We start from the raw sequence: 16,613 nt of genomic DNA on the forward strand, positions 1-16,613 counted from the left end.
CTCGCGATTCGTTTTGCCGGGTGGCGGCTTCGCCTTGCCCGGCCTACAGGTGCGGTGTTCGTAGGCCGGGTAAGCGCAGCGCCACCCGGCAACCGCGACCTCAGTTCTGCAACACGGACGACACCAGCAGCTGGGTGTACGGATGGTGCGGATCGTCGAGCACGCGGTCGGTTAACCCACTTTCCACCACTTGGCCCTGCTTCATCACCAGCAGACGGTCCGCCAGCAGGCGCGCAACGCCTAAATCGTGGGTGACAATCACCACCGCCAGGTTCAGCTCCACCACCAGACCGCGCAGCAGGTCGAGCAGGCGGGCCTGCACGGAGACGTCCAGCCCGCCGGTGGGTTCATCCATAAACACCAGCTTCGGGTGGGTGACCAGGTTGCGGGCGATCTGCAGACGCTGCTGCATCCCACCGGAGAAGGTTGTCGGCAGGTCGTCGATGCGCGAGGCGGGGATTTCCACCTCCTCCAGCCAGTGCTGGGCGGTGGTGCGGATGTTGCCGTAATGGCGCGCGCCGGTGGCCATCAGCCGCTCGCCGATGTTGCCTCCCGCCGAGACCTGACGGCGCAGGCCATCCATCGGGTGCTGATGCACCACGCCCCACTCGGTGCGCAGCAGGCGGCGGCGCTCGGCCTCGCTTATGCCGTAGAGGGAGTGTCCCTGATACAGGATCTCACCGTGTTGCGGCGCGAGGCGCGCGGAGATGGACTTCAGCAGAGTCGTTTTGCCGGAGCCGGACTCGCCGACGATCCCCAGCACTTCGCCCGGCCACAGCTCGAACGAGACGTCGCTGAAGCCTTTGCCCGGCGCATAAAGGTGAGTCAGGTGATTAACCGAAAGCAGCGGTTTCATTGGCCGTTCGCCTCGCTCTGTTGGCGGCAGTAATCGGTGTCGGAGCAGACAAACATCCGTTTGCCCGTGTCGTCCAGCACCACTTCGTCCAGATAGCTGTGTTTGGAGCCGCAGATGGCGCACGGCTCGTCCCACTCCTGCACCGTAAACGGGTGATCGTCGAAATCCAGGCTTTCGACACGCGTGTAAGGCGGGACGGCGTAGATGCGTTTTTCACGCCCGGCGCCGAACAGCTGCAGGGCGGGCATCATGTCCATCTTCGGGTTATCGAATTTCGGGATCGGCGACGGATCCATGACGTAGCGCCCGTTGACCTTCACCGGGTAGGCGTAGGTAGTGGCGATATGGCCGAAGCGGGCGATATCCTCATACAGCTTCACCTGCATTACCCCGTACTCTTCCAGCGCGTGCATGGTGCGGGTTTCCGTTTCGCGCGGCTCGATAAAGCGCAGCGGCTCCGGGATCGGCACCTGGAAAATCAAAATCTGATCTTCCGTCAGCGGGGTTTCGGGGATGCGGTGACGGGTCTGGATCAGCGTCGCGTCTTCGGTTTTTTCAGTGGTGTTTACCCCGGTTACGCGCTGGAAGAAGCTGCGGATCGACACGGCGTTGGTGGTGTCGTCGGCGCCCTGGTCGATAACCTTCAGCACGTCAGACTCGCCGATCACGCTGGCGGTGATCTGAATACCGCCCGTGCCCCAGCCGTAGGGCATCGGCATTTCGCGGCCGCCGAACGGCACCTGATAGCCCGGAATGGCCACCGCTTTAAGTATCGCGCGGCGGATCATGCGCTTGGTTTGCTCGTCCAGATAGGCAAAGTTGTAGCCGCTTAAGTTAGCCATTGGCGCGCTCCCGTTGCAGGCGTTTCAGCAGTTCCAGTTCAGCCTGGAAATCGACGTAGTGCGGCAGCTTGAGGTGCGAGACAAAACCGGCGGCCTCAACGTTATCCGCGTGGGCCAGCACGAACTCTTCGTCCTGCGCCGGGCCTGCAATGTGCTCGCCGTAGTCCGGTGCCTGGAGTGCGCGGTCGACCAGCGCCATTGCCATGGCTTTGCGCTCGCCGAGGCCGAACACCAGCCCGTAGCCGCGGGTAAAGTGAGGGTCTTCATTTTCGGGCGCGACAAAACCGTTCACCATTTCACACTCGGTCAGCAGCAGTTCGCCGACATTCACCGCAAAACCCAGCTCTTCCGGCACGATTTCGACGTCGATGTAGCCGCTGCGGATCTCGGCCGCAAACGGGTGGTTGCGCCCGTAGCCGCGCTGGGTGGAGTAGGCCAGCGCCAGCAGATAGCCTTCGTCGCCGCGCATCAGCTGCTGCAGGCGGGACGAACGCGAGCACGGGTAAACCGGCGGCGTGCGGGTGATGTCATCCGGCTGCGCGCCAGAATCTTCTTCCGCCTTCGCCAGACCCTGTTTCGCCAGCAGGCTGAAGACGTGCGGAGACGGTTCTTGTTCGGCGTCAGAGGTGCTGAGCTGCGGTGCTTCGCCGTTCGCCAGCAGGGTAAAATCCAGCAGGCGATGGGTGTAGTCGTAGGTAGGGCCAAGCAACTGGCCGCCGGGAATGTCTTTATAAACGGCAGAAATGCGGCGCTCCAGGCGCATCTGTGCCGTGTTGACCGGCTCGCTCACCGCCAGTTTGGCAAGCGTGGTGCGGTAGGCACGCAGCAGGAAGATGGCTTCGACGTTATCGCCGCTGGCCTGCTTCAGGGCCAGCGCCGCCAGTTCACGGTCGGCGATGCCGCCCTCGGTCATCACGCGGTCAACGGCGAGGTTTAACTGCTGCTCAATCTGGGCGACGCTCAGCTCAGGAAGCCGTTCATCGCCCCGTCGTCTGTGCGCCTGCAGCGCATGGGCGGCGGCGATCGCTTTTTCGCCCCCTTTGACGGCAACGTACATCAGCACACCTCCACGTGGGTGGTCCGCGGGATCGCCAGCAGGCGCTCGCCGCAGGTCAGGATCAGGTCAATGCCCAGCGGGAACGGGTGCGGGCGCTCGGTCAGCTCGTGAATGATGCACTCCGGCAGCTGCGGCGCGACCATGCGTTCTTCGGCGATGCCTGCGCCCGTCAGGCGCAGCATGCGGCCGCCGCTCAGGCTGGAAACCTGCAGGATCAGCGTGGCGCTGGTCTCCGGGGCGACGGCGCTGCCTTCACTCAGGGCGTTAAGCTGCTCATGGCTGATTTGCTCATCGGCCACGGCAAAGATTGCCTGCTGGGGCTGATCGACCAGCGGGGCGCTGGTGTGAAAGCGCAGGTTCTGGCTGGCGATGTCGTTGGATAATGCGCCTGAAAGCCAAACAGGCGTGTCGTTGTCGGCAAGGGTCAGCAGCACGCTGGTGGTCGCCAGGTTCAGCGGCAGCCAGCCCTGTGAAAGCTGGTGCAGCGAGACGATCACGCCCGGCTCGCTCATCGCCTTCAGCAGGCGACGAAAACTGTGTTGGGCATCCTGGACGGCCAGGGTAAATGCAGGTTGAAGCGTCATGCGTTGTCTCCGCGAACGAGCGTAAAGAAGTCGACCCGGCTGGTGTTCACTTCGGCCTGACGTGCGGCAATGCGCGCGGCGCGGTCGGCTTCCAGCGGGGCAATAAGGGTTTCCATTAACGTCTGGAAATGCGGCTGTTCCTGTAAAAGCGCGTCGATCACCGCGCAGCGCTCGGCGTGGGCTTTGTCGCGCCCCAGCACGTAGCTGTAGCCCAGCGTGCCGCTGTTCAGACGGATTGCTGCGCGGGTGAGGGTGGCGTCTCCGGCGAAGAAGCGCTCGCCGGTGCCGCCCATGCGCGCCTGGATTTGTACCAGGCCAATCTCCGGTGCGCGGAGGGTGTCGTAATCGGGCGCCAGGCTAAGGGCGCTCATGCGGGCAGAGAGCGCAGCAGGCTGGCTGTGGGCCAGCACGCGCATCCAGCGCTGTCGGGTGGCGATGTCGAAGTGCATTCAGTGCTCCATGGTGAATTCGATCATGTCGGCGCGGGTCAGGCTGACGGAGTATTCCGTCGCGTTGATCTCGCCGTCACGGTGGTTGAGGGTGCGTACGCAGAGCAGCGGAGCCATGTTGGGAATTTCGAGAACCTTGCTCTCTTTCGCCTGCGCGCGACGGGCGCTGATGCGTGTCTGGGTGCGCTTGAGCGCAATGCCTGTCGCATCCTGAAGAAAATCATGCAGCGAGCCGCTGGAGAAACGCTGGAGCACGGGCCAGAGAGCGAGGTCCGCGAAGTAGTGGTCTATCTGGCACACCGCCACGCCGTTCACCCGGCGCAACGTGCGCAGGTGGATGACGTTTTCGCCCTCCTGAATGCCCAGCGCGTCCGCCACGTGGCTGGAGGCCGGGCGCAATACCGAGAGCAGCTTTTCGCTGGTAGGGTGGCTGCCCTGATCCAGCAGGTTCTGGCTAAAGCGCGCCTGGGCGTTTAGCGGGTAGTCGAACGGGCGCATCAGCACCAGCACGCCCACGCCCTGACGGCGCTGGACCCAGCCGCGCTCGACCAGCTGGTCAATGGCGCGGCGCAGGGTGTGTCGGTTCACCTCATAGCGGTCGGCAAGCTGCTGTTCGGCGGGCAGGTAGTCTCCGCAGCGGTAGTGCGTGCGCAACTCCACTTCGAGCTTTGCCGCAATCTCTTGCCAGCGGGTGGGGTAACTGGTCGGATGTCTGGATAAGTGCATAGAAAACAAAGCCTCGCTTCTCAGATGAAGTGCTTACGCAAACGTTGAGAGAGGAAATCCAGCAGGCTAACGGTGACGATGATGAGCACCATCAGGGCGCAGGTTTGCTGGAACTGGAAACCGCGAATGGCTTCCCACAGGGTGACGCCAATCCCGCCTGCGCCCACCATGCCGACGACGGTGGCGGAGCGGACGTTGGACTCAAATCGGTACAGGGAGTAGGAGATCAGCAGCGGCATCACCTGAGGCAGGACGCCGTAAAGGATCTCTTCGATTTTGTTGGCGCCCGTTGCGCGAATGCCTTCTACCGGGCCGGGCTCGATGGCTTCGACCGCTTCGGAGAGCAGCTTGGAGAGTACGCCTGTGGTGTGGATGAACAGCGCCATCACGCCCGCGAACGGACCCAGGCCGACGGCGACCACGAACAGCATGGCGAACACCATTTCGTTAATGGCGCGGCAGGCATCCATCAGGCGACGCATCGGCTGGTATATCCACCACGGCACGATGTTTTCGGCGCTCATCAGGCCAAACGGAATGGAGATAACGACGGCAAGGGCGGTGCCCCAGACGGCGATTTGCAGGGTGATCGCCATTTCGCCAAGGTAGTCCTGCCACTGGCTGAAGTCCGGCGGGAAGAAGTCGGCGGCGAAGGTCGCCATGTTGCCGGAATCTTTGAAGAGCAGCAGCGGATCCATTTCCGCGCCCTTCCAGGAGATAACCAGCACTGCCAGCAGGATGGCCCAGCTTATGAGCGAGAACCAGCTGCGCTTTGGCGGTGGGAGGGTGATGGTTTGCATGTTGGCTCCTTAATCTGTTCTCCCTCTCCCTGTGGGAGAGGGCCGGGGTGAGGGCATCAGCGTGCGCATTTCCCCCTCACCCTAACCCTCTCCCTCAAGGGAGAGGGGACTTGTGTTACTGCACCGCTTTATTCACGCTTGTCATTGCACCGAGCGCGGCGGTGAGGCGGTCGAGATCGTCCAGCTGGGCCTGAATGTCAGAGACTTTGCTGGTCTTCTCGTCTTCCTTAAGGCCTTTGTTGTCCTTCACGCTCTGCATCTGCTTGAACAGCGCCAGCTGGCGAATCGGAACCAGCTGCAGGTCGCTTGACGCGCGGAACGGTGCCCAGCCCAGATGTTCAAGAACCGCTTTCTCTTCCGGCGTTTTGCCGTAGTTCATAAAGAAGTCATACACCTTCTCCTTGGTGCTTTCGGTGAGGTTTTTACGCCACACGATCGGGTCGCCCGGGATCAGCGGCGATTTCCAGATAACCTTCAGCTCTTTCAGCTTGTCCGGCGCGGAGGTCTTCAGCTTGTCGAGGTTTTCGGTGTTGTTAGTGGCAACGTCCACCTGCTTGTTGGCCACGGCCAGGGCGTTGGTTTCATGGCTGGCGTTGACCGTGCGCTTGAAGTCGCTGGCGGAGGCGTTGTTTTTGGCGAAGACGTAGTAGCCAGGGACGAGGAAGCCGGAGGTGGAGTTTGGATCGCCATTGCCGAAGGTCAGCTCTTTGCGTTTGGCGAGCAGGTCGTTGAGGTTGTTGATCGGGCTGTCTTTGTTCACGATCAGCACGCTCCAGTAGCCCGGCGAACCGTCTGCTGCGACGGTCTGGGCGAAGACCTGTCCGTTCGCGCGGTCTACTGCCTCCATGGCGGAGAGGTTGCCGTACCAGGCGATGTCCACTTTATTAAAGCGCATCCCCTGGATGATGCCCGCGTAGTCCGGGGCGAAGAAGGCGTTCACTTTGATCCCCAGCTTGGTTTCCATATCTTTCAGGAACGGTTCCCACTGGGGTTTCAGGTTCTGCTGTGATTCCGTCGAAATGATGCCAAAGTTCAGCGCTTTTTCCTGCTCCTCGGCGTAGGCCGGGCTTAACAGGGTGCTAATGCTGAACATGCTGGTGAAGGCCAGCGCGGCAACCGTTTTATAGCTCATTTCCATTCCTCATTATGGGGACGTTAAGCAGCCTGCGCGTTCTCTTCGACGCGATTAATGCTGCGGTAGAGATGGTCAAAACGTTCGTTATCAAACTGATGGCTAGCTCCATCAAAGAACACGTGCCCCTGACGCAGGGCGACGATGCGCTCGCAGTAGCGCAGTGCGTAATCCACCTGATGCAGCGTCACCACCACGGTGATGCCGTCGTGCTGGTTAATGTCGCGCAGGGTTTCCATCACGATGCGCGCCGATTCCGGGTCCAGCGAGGCGATGGGTTCATCGGCAAGAATGATTTTTGCTTTCTGCATCAACGCGCGGGCGATGGCGACGCGCTGTTGTTGTCCACCGGACAGGGTGGAGACGCGCTGGTGGGCAAAATGCGCCATACCGACGCGCGTTAGCGCCTGTAGCGCTTCTTGTTTCTGAGAGGGGGAGAACCAGCGCAGGCAGGTACGCCAGAACGGGGTGCTGCCGAGTGCGCCAATCAGCACGTTCTCCAGCACCGTCAGGCGGTTAACCAGATTGAACTGCTGGAAGATGTAGCCCGTCTGGGCGCGGCTTTTGCGAATATCGCTCGCCAGACGGCCTGCACGCTGCACGGTGTTACCCAGCAGTTCGACGTGACTTTCCGGGGTTTTATCGCAGGTAATGAGGCCGCTTAAATGGCGCAGAAGGGTGGATTTGCCTGAGCCAGAAGGCCCGAGAAGCGCCACCATGTCGCCCTGCTGGACGGTCAGATCAACGGCATGCAGCGCCTTGTTGTGATGGAAGGTCTTGCTCAGTTTCTCGACGCGGATGACGGTTTGCATGGGCTGGGCCTCACAATAAATGTGGCCTCATGCTGGCGCATCAATATGACATTTGGGTTAAGTCTGGGTTGCGGGAATTTGAAGAGTTGAGGGGAGTTTGATGACAATCACTGTAGGCCCGGTAAGCGCAGCGCCACCGGGCGCTGTTGCCGGATGCGCTGCGCTTATCCGACCTACGATTTAACGACGTTAATCATCCACGGCACACCGTATTTATCGGTGACCTTACCGAAGCCGTGCGCCCAGAAGGTTTCCTGCCAGGCCATTTCGACATTTCCGCCCGCGGCAAGACTGTCGAACCAGCGCTTACCTTCTGCCACGTCCTGGGTGTCGAGCACCAGCGTGAACCCGGCGTACTGCGCGCTGCTGCCGGGCGGCAACCCGTCGCTCATCATGATATCGCTGCCCGCAATGCGCACGTTGGAGTGAGCGATGGCGGAATCCGGAAACTGCATGCCGGACGGACAGCCTTCTTCGCTGTTTTCGTCTTTTGGCATTTCGCCGAAGGTGATTTTATAGAGGAGTTCTGCGCCGACGGCCTGCTGATAGAAGGCGGTGGCTTCAGCACAGTTACCGGCGAAAGAGATGTAGGGACTTAACGGCATAATCATTACCTCAGGTAAGAGAAGCCCATTAAGTTTAGTTGTTGCAGGCCCGGTAAGCGAAGCGCCACCGGGCGGATAAATCAGTTCTTTTTCACGAACTCAGATTTCAGTTTCATTGGACCGAAACCGTCAATTTTGCAATCGATGTTGTGATCGCCTTCAACCAGACGGATATTCTTCACTTTGGTGCCGATCTTCAGCATGGAAGAGCTGCCTTTCACCTTAAGATCTTTCACCACGGTGACGCTGTCGCCGTCGGCCAGAAGGTTGCCGTTCGCATCTTTTACGATGAGGGTATCGCTGTCCTGCGACGGCTCTGCGTCATTCCATTCATGTGCGCATTCCGGGCAGATGAACATGCCATTATCTTCGTAAGTGTATTCAGAATTGCATTTCGGGCAGTGTGGGAGTTGCATGTCGGTATCCTCAAAAAAGTGTTAACACGCTGGAAAGTGCCAGCTAAATGACGGCAGAGTGCCGAAAAAGGCGGCAAGTATAACGCAAATCCACACTGTTGTCGGTGCTATTGCATAATAAAAAAAATGCAAAAATTGTGTGGCGAGTGACACTTGCTGTCAGTCAGTTAAGCGATGCTTGACGCATTAAGACGATGGAAAGAAATGATGCTAAATATATCGAATATTTTATTGCATCAAATTGCTACGCTCTTCCATTTCGGATAAGGTTAAGCAACAAGTTGTTATTTATCCACGTTCACCAACGCCATTCATCCCATGGTGGCGGGGAATTACCTCTCTTTTTAGGTGGGTAAATAGCAATGATATATCCTGATGTTTCCTGAAAATGAGCTACGCTTTTTATCTTTTGGCTTTCCGCCAAGGGGGCCGTTTTACACGCCTTGCAAGGATGGTTATTTATTTCTTATTGCCATCAATTGGTTATATTTTGCGAACATGTTTTCCATACGTGATCATATAAGCCGAAACAGCATAATCAAAACAAAGTGGCTTAATAAAAGTAATAAATTTGCGTTAAGGAAAGGCTTTTATCATGCACACACAGACCATTTTTGAATTAAGCCAGGAAGCTGAGCGTCTGTTACAGCTCGCGCTACAGAATCTTGAGACGTTGAAATCAATGCCAGGTACGATGCTGGATAGCGCGACGGCCGCATTGAGAGGCGGTAATAATAATGTATTGCCTTTACATTTCAGCGCCCGTGGCGTCGATGCTCAGCAGGCGATGCTAAATAATGAATTGCGCAAAATAACCCGTCTCGAAATGGTATTGGCCATTGTCGGGACCATGAAGGCGGGTAAATCAACCACCATTAATGCGATTGTGGGTACCGAGGTATTGCCGAACCGCAATCGGCCAATGACCGCGCTCCCGACGCTGATCCGCCATACGCCGGGTCAAAAGGAGCCTGTACTTCATTTCTCGCATGTCTCTCCTATTGATGCGTTGATTCTGCAATTGCAGAAAAAGCTCTGCGATGACGATCGCGGTAAGCTGGCCCAGCGTCTGGAAATAGATAAAGACATGAATACCCTGCTGGAGCGTATCGAAAAAGGTGAGCCATTTGAAAAACATCATCTGGGCGCAGAGCCGATATTCCATTGTCTGAAAAGCCTTAACGACCTGGTGCGCCTTTCTCTGGCGCTGGGCGTGGATTTTCCGTTTTCCGAATACACGGCAATTGAACATATTCCGGTGATTGAGGTGGAGTTTGTCCATCTCGCAGGGCTGGATGCCCATCTGGGCCAACTGACGTTACTCGATACGCCGGGGCCAAATGAAGCCGGGCAGCCGCATCTGCAAAAAATGCTCAGCGAGCAGTTGGCTCGCGCCTCGGCTGTCCTGGCGGTGATGGACTACACCCAGCTCAAATCGATTTCCGATGAAGAGGTCCGTCAGGCGATCTCGGTGGCGGGTAAATCGGTCCCCCTGTATGCGCTGGTCAATAAGTTCGATCAGAAAGACCGTAACAGCGATGACGAGGAACAGGTCCGGGCGTTGATTTCCGGCACATTAATGAAGGGGAATATTTCGCCTGGGCAGATTTACCCGGTTTCCTCGATGTGGGCCTACCTGGCCAATCGTGCCCGCTATGAGATGGCCGCTAACGGACGGCTCCCTGACCATCAGGCGCAGCGCTGGGTGCAGGATTTTGCCGAGGCGGCGCTGGGACGTCGCTGGCGAACAGCCGATCTGGACGATATCGACCATATCCGTCACGCCGCGGACCTGCTGTGGGAAGACTCGTTGTTTGAACAACCCATCCGTAAGCTGATTTACGCCGCGTATGCCAACGCCTCGCTGTTTGCCCTGCGTTCGGCGTCCCACAAGCTGCTCAACTATGCGCAGAATACCCGTGAGTATCTCGATTTTCGCTATCAGGGGCTGACCGTGGCCTTCGACGAGCTGGAGTTGAATATTGCCCGGCTTGAGGACGACATGGCGCTAATAAAAACGCGTCAGAGTGTGGTCAGCGATGAAGTGCAACACGAAGTTGAAGAGGCGCTTAGCGCAACAGATGAGTTCATGGCGCGGCAAAAGCACGCGCTGCAACAGGCGATTGGGCAGGTCTTTAGTCACGGCAATATTATGGGTGTCGCCGGTATCGATTCGCTGAATGAGCGAAACGACGCAGTGGAAGAGGCACATCATCTGGTGCTGGATGACGAAGGACAGGCGCAGGTTGTACTGAGTAAGATCAGCTCCTCTTGTGAACTGATTATGCTGGATGCGCAGGATAAGATCTGTCGAGAGCTGGCGTTGCGCTTCGATCAGCTGGAATCCACGCTGGCACGCTCGCTGAATGAGGCCATGCGCCCCATAGAGACGCGGATTAAAGCGCAGCTGAGCCATGCGGGTTTTCGGGCGCGGATCAGTTTCCCTGCGTTTCAGTCTAATCAGCTGAACTTCAACACGCGTGCGCTGTTTAACGATGCCATTGCGATGGATAGCCGTCCGGCAGGGCGAACATCGGGGACGGGCAGCATGCGTGAAACCGTCTCGCGCTGGTTGAACAATCCGGGCTGGGGCTGGGAGGATGCTGTCGCGACGCGTACACGATACGTCATCGATATCGCGCAGCTTCATGACAAATTTAAGCAACATATCGACCAGTTTTGTGAACAAATAGGTAAAGCTTTGGCCGCGCAGGTCGATGTTTCTGTTACGGCAGGTATGGCAACATTCTTTGCGGAATTTTCATTATGCCTGACCGGGTTACAGGAAAGCTTGCGTGATAGCCTCGCAGTGCGTCAGCAAAATGAGCATTCGACACGAGCGCTCAGCCAGATGCTGAAGCAAAGTCTTACGACTGCAACGTGGATTCAGGAAGATACCCGACTGTTACGCGATGATATTCAAACCCTATTCGCGGCAGAGCAACCATGACAACACAGCTACTGGACGGTCCCGGGCGGACGCTGGAGTGTATTCATCCCAAATTTATGGTCGATCTGGTTCAGGGCGTGGACGCTGCGCGTCATCCCCATCTGGGGCCGCAGCAGCTGCAGTTTCGTGAACGTTTGACGCAGGAAATCATGACGCACACCCGGCTACGGCCGTGGGCGATGTCGGGAATGTTCACCGAAAATACGGCATTGCGGCTGGGGCTGGCGGAGAAGCTGGCCGGAATGCTCGATCCGGGTCATCTGGCGCTGACCCGTATGTCCGATAAATTGCTGGCGCTTCGGCAGCAGACGAACCCGCGCACCGCTCAGCCTCCGGGTCTGATACAGCAGTATGAAGAACTCACCGCTCACTTTAGCCAGCGTGCTGCTTATAAAGAGAAAGCGCTGACGCAGCGTGGGCTCACGGTTCAGGCGGGTGAGCATAGCGAGCAGATTTTTACCCGCTGGCGTGCCGGTCAATACGACAGTTGGTCTTTGGCTGGCCGCTGTTACGTTGTTCTGGAAGAGCTGCGCTGGGGGCCGTTTGGTGATGCGTGCCGGCTGGCAAATGACGATGTGGCGGCCATGCTCAAGGATAACCTGCGCAGCATGGCGGCGAATTATCTTGCTCAGGGTATTAATGCCTCTCCCACTACCCGACACTTTTACCCTCAATGGCTGACAACATCCGCCTCCCCCGGTCTGATGGATTACAAGGATATGCTGGGCTGGTTGGGGGACTGGTGCCTGGCGGATAAACATCCGGTGTGCTGGTCGGTGACGCAGAGCTGGCAGACTGTCGCGCTGGGCATGCCAAGGCTCTGTTCGGCAAAACGGCTGGTGGATGGGATGGTGGAAGAGATTTTTGGCTGATCCCTTCCCCCTCACCCTAACCCTCTCCCCGCAGGGGAGAGGGCTTGGTGTGGTGTGTTAATGATTCATTTCTACTGGTTTTGGTTCAGGCTGGGTCTCTTGCACATTTCCGTAGCGTTTCGCATACAGCGCCGTGATGATGGGGACCAGAATCGCGGTGACGATCACGCTGGCGGCAACCAGCGCTGTGGCTGACGCGGCGACCGGTTCGAAGGCTGGGTTAATTTGGGCAATAATCACCGGGTTTGCGACGGCAGCCCCGGCGGCCGAAGACGCGGCGACACCCGCGGTTCCATTTCCGCCCCCAATCACGCGGTCAGCAATAATCAGCGGAATACCGGTGATGATGATGACGGCAACACCCAGCACAATACCCAGCAGGCCGGTATCCAGGATCACGTTCAGGTTGATAGTGTTACCCAGTGCGAAGCCAAAGAACGGGATCAGCACCGGCGTAGCTTTGCTGAAGAAGTCGCGTAAATCGTGATCCAGATTACCCAGTGCAAAACCGATCAGGAATGGCAGGATCGCACCGACAAAGTGGTGAGGTTCAAAGGAGGCAAGACCGGCAGAGCCCAGGATCAACATGGTCATCAGCGGGCCGGACTCCAGCGACATCAGTACGAACGCACCGGATTCTTCCTTGGTGCCGTACTGATTCATCAGGCTGGCATACAGGCCACCGTTGGTCATATCCATCGCTGACACGATGGCGAGCACGGATAATCCGGCAAAGAATCCGGTCTGAATGCCGTTCTCCGGAATGAACATCGCACAGATCATTGCAACAACCCAGGCGACGGCAATTTTTGTGATAACCAGTGTGCCTGATTTGCGTAATACCGTACCCGTGGCACGTAAATTTATGGATGCGCCGATACAAAAGAACCATACCGCCAGAATCGGTACCGTTCCGCTAATCATGCCTTTTGTGAATCCACCAAAATAAGCACCGGTATTCGGTGCCAGTGTATTTAAGATCGCACCAAGTACCAGCGGAACCAACATCATTCCGCCGGGGATACGTTCTATTGTGGCTTTAATCTTCATGTTTAACCCTCGCATCTCGCCCCGCGTATCTGGCGGAAAGCTTCAAAAAAATAAATAAACAAATTCAATGGATTAAGTGCCTTTTTGAGGGGCTAATTCGTTATCCATGCAATAAAATTAAATGAGTGTCTTCCGTTTCTTTGGTTAGAAAGCACTGGAGATGATGTTTGCGGATTTATGATGCGATCTTTGGAATTGCGATTCAATGAAAATAAAACAGTGTTTTAGTTATCTCGATCACATAATGAATGTAAACAAAGGATGCGGCATTTTATTATTAAAATTTATGTAAATCTGATGTGAAGGATTGTGGCTTAATCTTTTGCTGAGACCCGAATAATAACGTACGTAAGCATATTTTTTCGGCCGCTTGAGTAAGTACGCATTCGCAGGAATTGACAAAGTCTGACGTCATTTGACGAACAGGAAAAAGATATGTGAAGTTGATCACATATATAAACACTGGTAGGGTAAAAAGGTCATTAACTGCCCAGGCAGGCGTCAACAGGTTCGGTTGTATCGACATGAAACGTCAATGTAAGTAAACCTGCTACGCTTGAATAAGGCGATTCGCATGGAGCGAATCCCAGGTTCACAGAACGCCAGTTAGCTGTGGAACGGACAGGGCTGAGTCTACGAGGAAAGCTATGCTAAGAAGGAAAAAGGTTAAACCCATTACGCTTCGCGATGTCACGATTATCGATGACGCAAAACTGCGTAAAGCGATCACCGCCGCCTCGCTCGGTAATGCGATGGAATGGTTCGATTTTGGTGTCTACGGTTTTGTTGCCTATGCATTAGGTAAAGTGTTCTTCCCCGGTGCCGACCCAAGCCTGCAGATGATTGCCGCGCTGGGTACGTTCTCCGTTCCCTTCCTGATTCGCCCTCTGGGTGGTCTGTTCTTCGGTATGCTCGGTGACAAATACGGTCGCCAGAAAATACTCGCTATCACCATTGTTATTATGTCGATCAGTACATTCTGTATCGGCCTGATACCGTCCTACGCCACCATAGGCATCTGGGCACCGATTTTGCTGCTGCTCTGTAAAATGGCGCAGGGCTTCTCCGTCGGGGGTGAGTATACCGGTGCGTCGATCTTCGTTGCGGAGTATTCACCTGACCGTAAGCGTGGCTTTATGGGCAGCTGGCTGGACTTCGGTTCGATTGCCGGGTTTGTGATGGGCGCAGGCGTCGTGGTGCTGATTTCAACCGTGGTGGGTGAAGAGAACTTCCTCGAATGGGGTTGGCGTATTCCGTTCTTTATCGCGCTGCCGCTGGGCATCATCGGTCTTTACCTGCGTCATGCGCTGGAAGAGACGCCAGCGTTCCAGCAGCACGTTGAAAAGCTTGAGCAGGGAGACCGCGAAGGGCTGCAGGAAGGCCCGAAAGTATCGTTCAAAGAGATTGCCACCAAACACTGGCGCAGCCTGCTGACCTGTATCGGTCTGGTGATTTCCACCAACGTGACCTACTACATGCTGTTGACCTACATGCCGAGCTACCTGTCGCATAACCTGCACTACTCGGAAGATCACGGTGTGCTGATTATTATCGCGATCATGGTGGGTATGCTGTTTGTGCAGCCGATTATGGGGCTGCTGAGTGACCGCTTTGGCCGTCGACCGTTCATCATCCTCGGCAGTGTGGCGCTGTTTGCGCTGGCGATCCCGGCCTTTATTCTCATTAACAGTAATGTGCTGGGTCTGATTTTCGCGGGCCTGCTGATGCTGGCGGTGATCCTGAACTGCTTTATCGGGGTGATGGCGTCAACATTGCCTGCGATGTTCCCGACGCACATTCGTTATAGTGCACTGGCGGCGGCGTTCAACATCTCGGTTCTGATTGCGGGCCTGACGCCGACGCTTGCCGCCTCTCTGGTGGAAAGCACGCAGAACCTGATGATGCCTGCTTATTATCTGATGGTTATTGCAGTCATTGGTCTGGCAACCGGTCTTACCATGAAGGAGACGGCGAACCGTCCTCTGAAAGGGGCGACGCCTGCGGCATCCGATATTCAGGAAGCGAAAGAGATCCTGCGTGAGCACTACGATAACGTAGAGCAGAAGATAGAGGATATTGACGCAGAGATTGAAGAGCTGCAGAAGAAACGCTCTCGCCTTGTTGATCAACATCCACGGATTAACGAGTAATAATGAAACCCGCCGCTGGCGGGTTTTCTTTTATTAGCATCCGGCGGCAATGTAGTCGCCGTTGGCGCTGATGGGGATCACCGTCAGGAACAGGACGGTGGCGAACAGAATCAGCACGATCCCTCCCGCAATTTTCACGACCGGGACCAGCCAGCTCAGCGATGACCCGCCGCCGAAATACGCCACCGTGCGTTCACGGGCATAGCGTACCGCCAGCGAGAGTCCCATAATAGAAAGCGCTGTACCCAGTGACATGGTCATCACTGCGGCGATCCCCCAGGTGACAATGCCGAGCGCATTCGAGAACATCAGGATCATGATCGCGCCGCTGCACGGTCGCGCGCCAATCGCCATCACCACGCCCAGACGCGTTTTCCAGTCGCCTTTTGTCAGATCGCTTCCTACGCCATGATGACCACAACCGCAATGCTCATCATGCTGGTGGAAGGGCTTGATCGAGGAGATTGTCATTCGACGCGGACGCAGGCTTTTCAGTGCCTGATAAATCATATATGCGCCGAATGCGCCAATAAGGACGGCGCTGATCTTCTCTACATACCATCGGCTGGTGCTGATATCCCCCGAGGCGAGGTTAAACCCTATCGCCAGTATAAAGACAAAGAGTATGGCGCTGGCGCCCTGCATCAGGCTGCCGAGAAACGGCACAACCCGGGCGGCCAATTCGCTTTCTTTATTTGTACTGAGATAGGTGGTGACAATGAATTTGCCATGCCCCGGTCCGATGGCGTGAAGTACACCATAAAGGAAGGCACCGGTGAGTAGCCACAGACCGCCGCTGTACTGATGGTTATTCAGCTGGAGCAAGTACATCACCAGATAGCGATGTAAGGTGATCTGGGTGGCGAGGCACCACTGAATAAAGGCATTCCAGTGCGTATGGAGCGTAAAACCTGCAAAGAGAAGTACCAGCATCATCAGTCCTGCTGTGGGGATGCGCCAGTCACGGGTGAGACGTTGTGTGGTCATGGGAGGAGCCTGCAGGGGGAATATTTGTCGCTAGTATAGAGGATTTAAGGGGCGGCTGTGGATAAGTCTGTGTGTAAAAAGGTATAAGGCGGGGTTTTGCTGTGTAATGCAGCAGTCAGTCATTTTTCTGTCATTTAGCGGTTGCGGCCTGCGGAGAACTCCCTATAATGCGCCTCCATCGACACGGCAGATGTGAATCACTTCACAAACAACCGGGTCGGTTGAAGAGAAAAAATCCTGAAATAACGGGTTGACTCTGAAAGAGGAAAGCGTAATATACGCCACCTCGCAACGGTGAGCGAAAGCCGCGTTGCACTGCTCTTTA

General features: G+C 56.5%; 16 protein-coding genes. 3 read left to right on the top strand and 13 right to left on the bottom strand.

Annotated features, from left to right (window positions below):
• Nucleotides 1-100: 100 nt before the first annotated feature.
• The 11 genes from phnK to ACTJJA_RS22080 form a co-directional block, all read right to left on the bottom strand.
• Nucleotides 101-856, bottom strand: coding sequence for a phosphonate C-P lyase system protein PhnK (phnK, locus tag ACTJJA_RS22030; RefSeq protein WP_440669210.1), 756 nt, complete (start codon nucleotides 854-856; stop codon nucleotides 101-103).
• Nucleotides 853-1,698 (bottom strand): alpha-D-ribose 1-methylphosphonate 5-phosphate C-P-lyase PhnJ, encoded by an 846-nt coding sequence (gene phnJ, locus ACTJJA_RS22035; protein WP_029740231.1) that lies wholly within the window; start codon nucleotides 1,696-1,698, stop codon nucleotides 853-855. Before phnJ ends, phnK begins: the two co-directional genes overlap by 4 nt.
• On the bottom strand, nucleotides 1,691-2,755 hold the full coding sequence (locus tag ACTJJA_RS22040; RefSeq protein WP_440669212.1) for a carbon-phosphorus lyase complex subunit PhnI: 1,065 nt from the start codon (nucleotides 2,753-2,755) through the stop codon (nucleotides 1,691-1,693). Before ACTJJA_RS22040 ends, phnJ begins: the two co-directional genes overlap by 8 nt.
• Nucleotides 2,755-3,339, bottom strand: a complete 585-nt coding sequence (gene phnH / locus ACTJJA_RS22045) for a phosphonate C-P lyase system protein PhnH (protein ID WP_089598645.1) — start codon at nucleotides 3,337-3,339, stop codon at nucleotides 2,755-2,757. The genes ACTJJA_RS22040 and phnH overlap by 1 nt, the downstream gene beginning before the upstream one ends.
• Nucleotides 3,336-3,788 (bottom strand): phosphonate C-P lyase system protein PhnG, encoded by a 453-nt coding sequence (phnG, locus tag ACTJJA_RS22050; protein WP_109492570.1) that lies wholly within the window; start codon nucleotides 3,786-3,788, stop codon nucleotides 3,336-3,338. Before phnG ends, phnH begins: the two co-directional genes overlap by 4 nt.
• The gene (gene phnF, locus ACTJJA_RS22055) at nucleotides 3,789-4,514 is read right to left on the bottom strand and encodes a phosphonate metabolism transcriptional regulator PhnF (RefSeq protein WP_421511392.1); all 726 of its coding nucleotides are present in this window, start codon (nucleotides 4,512-4,514) and stop codon (nucleotides 3,789-3,791) included.
• Nucleotides 4,515-4,534: 20 nt separating this feature from the next.
• A complete protein-coding gene (gene phnE / locus ACTJJA_RS22060; RefSeq protein ID WP_174340414.1) occupies nucleotides 4,535-5,314 on the bottom strand; it encodes a phosphonate ABC transporter, permease protein PhnE in 780 nt (259 codons plus the stop codon).
• Nucleotides 5,315-5,429: 115 nt separating this feature from the next.
• Nucleotides 5,430-6,446, bottom strand: coding sequence for a phosphonate ABC transporter substrate-binding protein (gene phnD, locus ACTJJA_RS22065; protein WP_440669213.1), 1,017 nt, complete (start codon nucleotides 6,444-6,446; stop codon nucleotides 5,430-5,432).
• A gap of 23 nt (nucleotides 6,447-6,469) precedes the next feature.
• Nucleotides 6,470-7,258, bottom strand: coding sequence for a phosphonate ABC transporter ATP-binding protein (gene phnC, locus ACTJJA_RS22070; protein WP_089598650.1), 789 nt, complete (start codon nucleotides 7,256-7,258; stop codon nucleotides 6,470-6,472).
• Between the two features lie 173 nt (nucleotides 7,259-7,431).
• A complete protein-coding gene (gene yjdN, locus ACTJJA_RS22075; protein WP_089598651.1) occupies nucleotides 7,432-7,863 on the bottom strand; it encodes a VOC family metalloprotein YjdN in 432 nt (143 codons plus the stop codon).
• An 80-nt stretch (nucleotides 7,864-7,943) separates the two neighbouring features.
• The gene (locus ACTJJA_RS22080) at nucleotides 7,944-8,279 is read right to left on the bottom strand and encodes a zinc ribbon domain-containing protein YjdM (protein WP_042719123.1); all 336 of its coding nucleotides are present in this window, start codon (nucleotides 8,277-8,279) and stop codon (nucleotides 7,944-7,946) included.
• A gap of 595 nt (nucleotides 8,280-8,874) precedes the next feature.
• Between ACTJJA_RS22080 and crfC the strand changes: the two genes are divergently transcribed.
• Nucleotides 8,875-11,229, top strand: coding sequence for a clamp-binding protein CrfC (crfC, locus tag ACTJJA_RS22085; RefSeq protein WP_440669214.1), 2,355 nt, complete (start codon nucleotides 8,875-8,877; stop codon nucleotides 11,227-11,229).
• Entirely contained in the window at nucleotides 11,226-12,101 is an 876-nt protein-coding gene (locus tag ACTJJA_RS22090; protein ID WP_440669215.1) for a diguanylate cyclase regulator RdcB family protein, read from the top strand. Before crfC ends, ACTJJA_RS22090 begins: the two co-directional genes overlap by 4 nt.
• Nucleotides 12,102-12,158: 57 nt before the next feature.
• On the opposite strand, the gene kdgT is transcribed toward ACTJJA_RS22090, so the two are convergent.
• Nucleotides 12,159-13,151: a 2-keto-3-deoxygluconate transporter gene (kdgT, locus tag ACTJJA_RS22095; protein ID WP_042719120.1), complete on the bottom strand. Its 993-nt coding sequence runs from the start codon at nucleotides 13,149-13,151 to the stop codon at nucleotides 12,159-12,161.
• 647 nt (nucleotides 13,152-13,798) lie between these two features.
• Between kdgT and proP the strand changes: the two genes are divergently transcribed.
• Nucleotides 13,799-15,301 carry a glycine betaine/L-proline transporter ProP gene (proP, locus tag ACTJJA_RS22100; RefSeq protein WP_089598654.1) on the top strand — a complete coding sequence of 501 codons (1,503 nt, stop codon included), beginning with the start codon at nucleotides 13,799-13,801 and terminating at the stop codon, nucleotides 15,299-15,301.
• A 33-nt stretch (nucleotides 15,302-15,334) separates the two neighbouring features.
• Here proP and ACTJJA_RS22105 read toward each other — a convergent pair whose 3' ends face one another.
• Nucleotides 15,335-16,288: a nickel/cobalt transporter gene (locus tag ACTJJA_RS22105; RefSeq protein WP_440669216.1), complete on the bottom strand. Its 954-nt coding sequence runs from the start codon at nucleotides 16,286-16,288 to the stop codon at nucleotides 15,335-15,337.
• Nucleotides 16,289-16,613 lie beyond the last annotated feature (325 nt).

Source organism: Enterobacter sp. 22452 (assembly GCF_052045065.1).
Taxonomy (GTDB): Bacteria; Pseudomonadota; Gammaproteobacteria; order Enterobacterales; family Enterobacteriaceae; genus Enterobacter; species Enterobacter mori.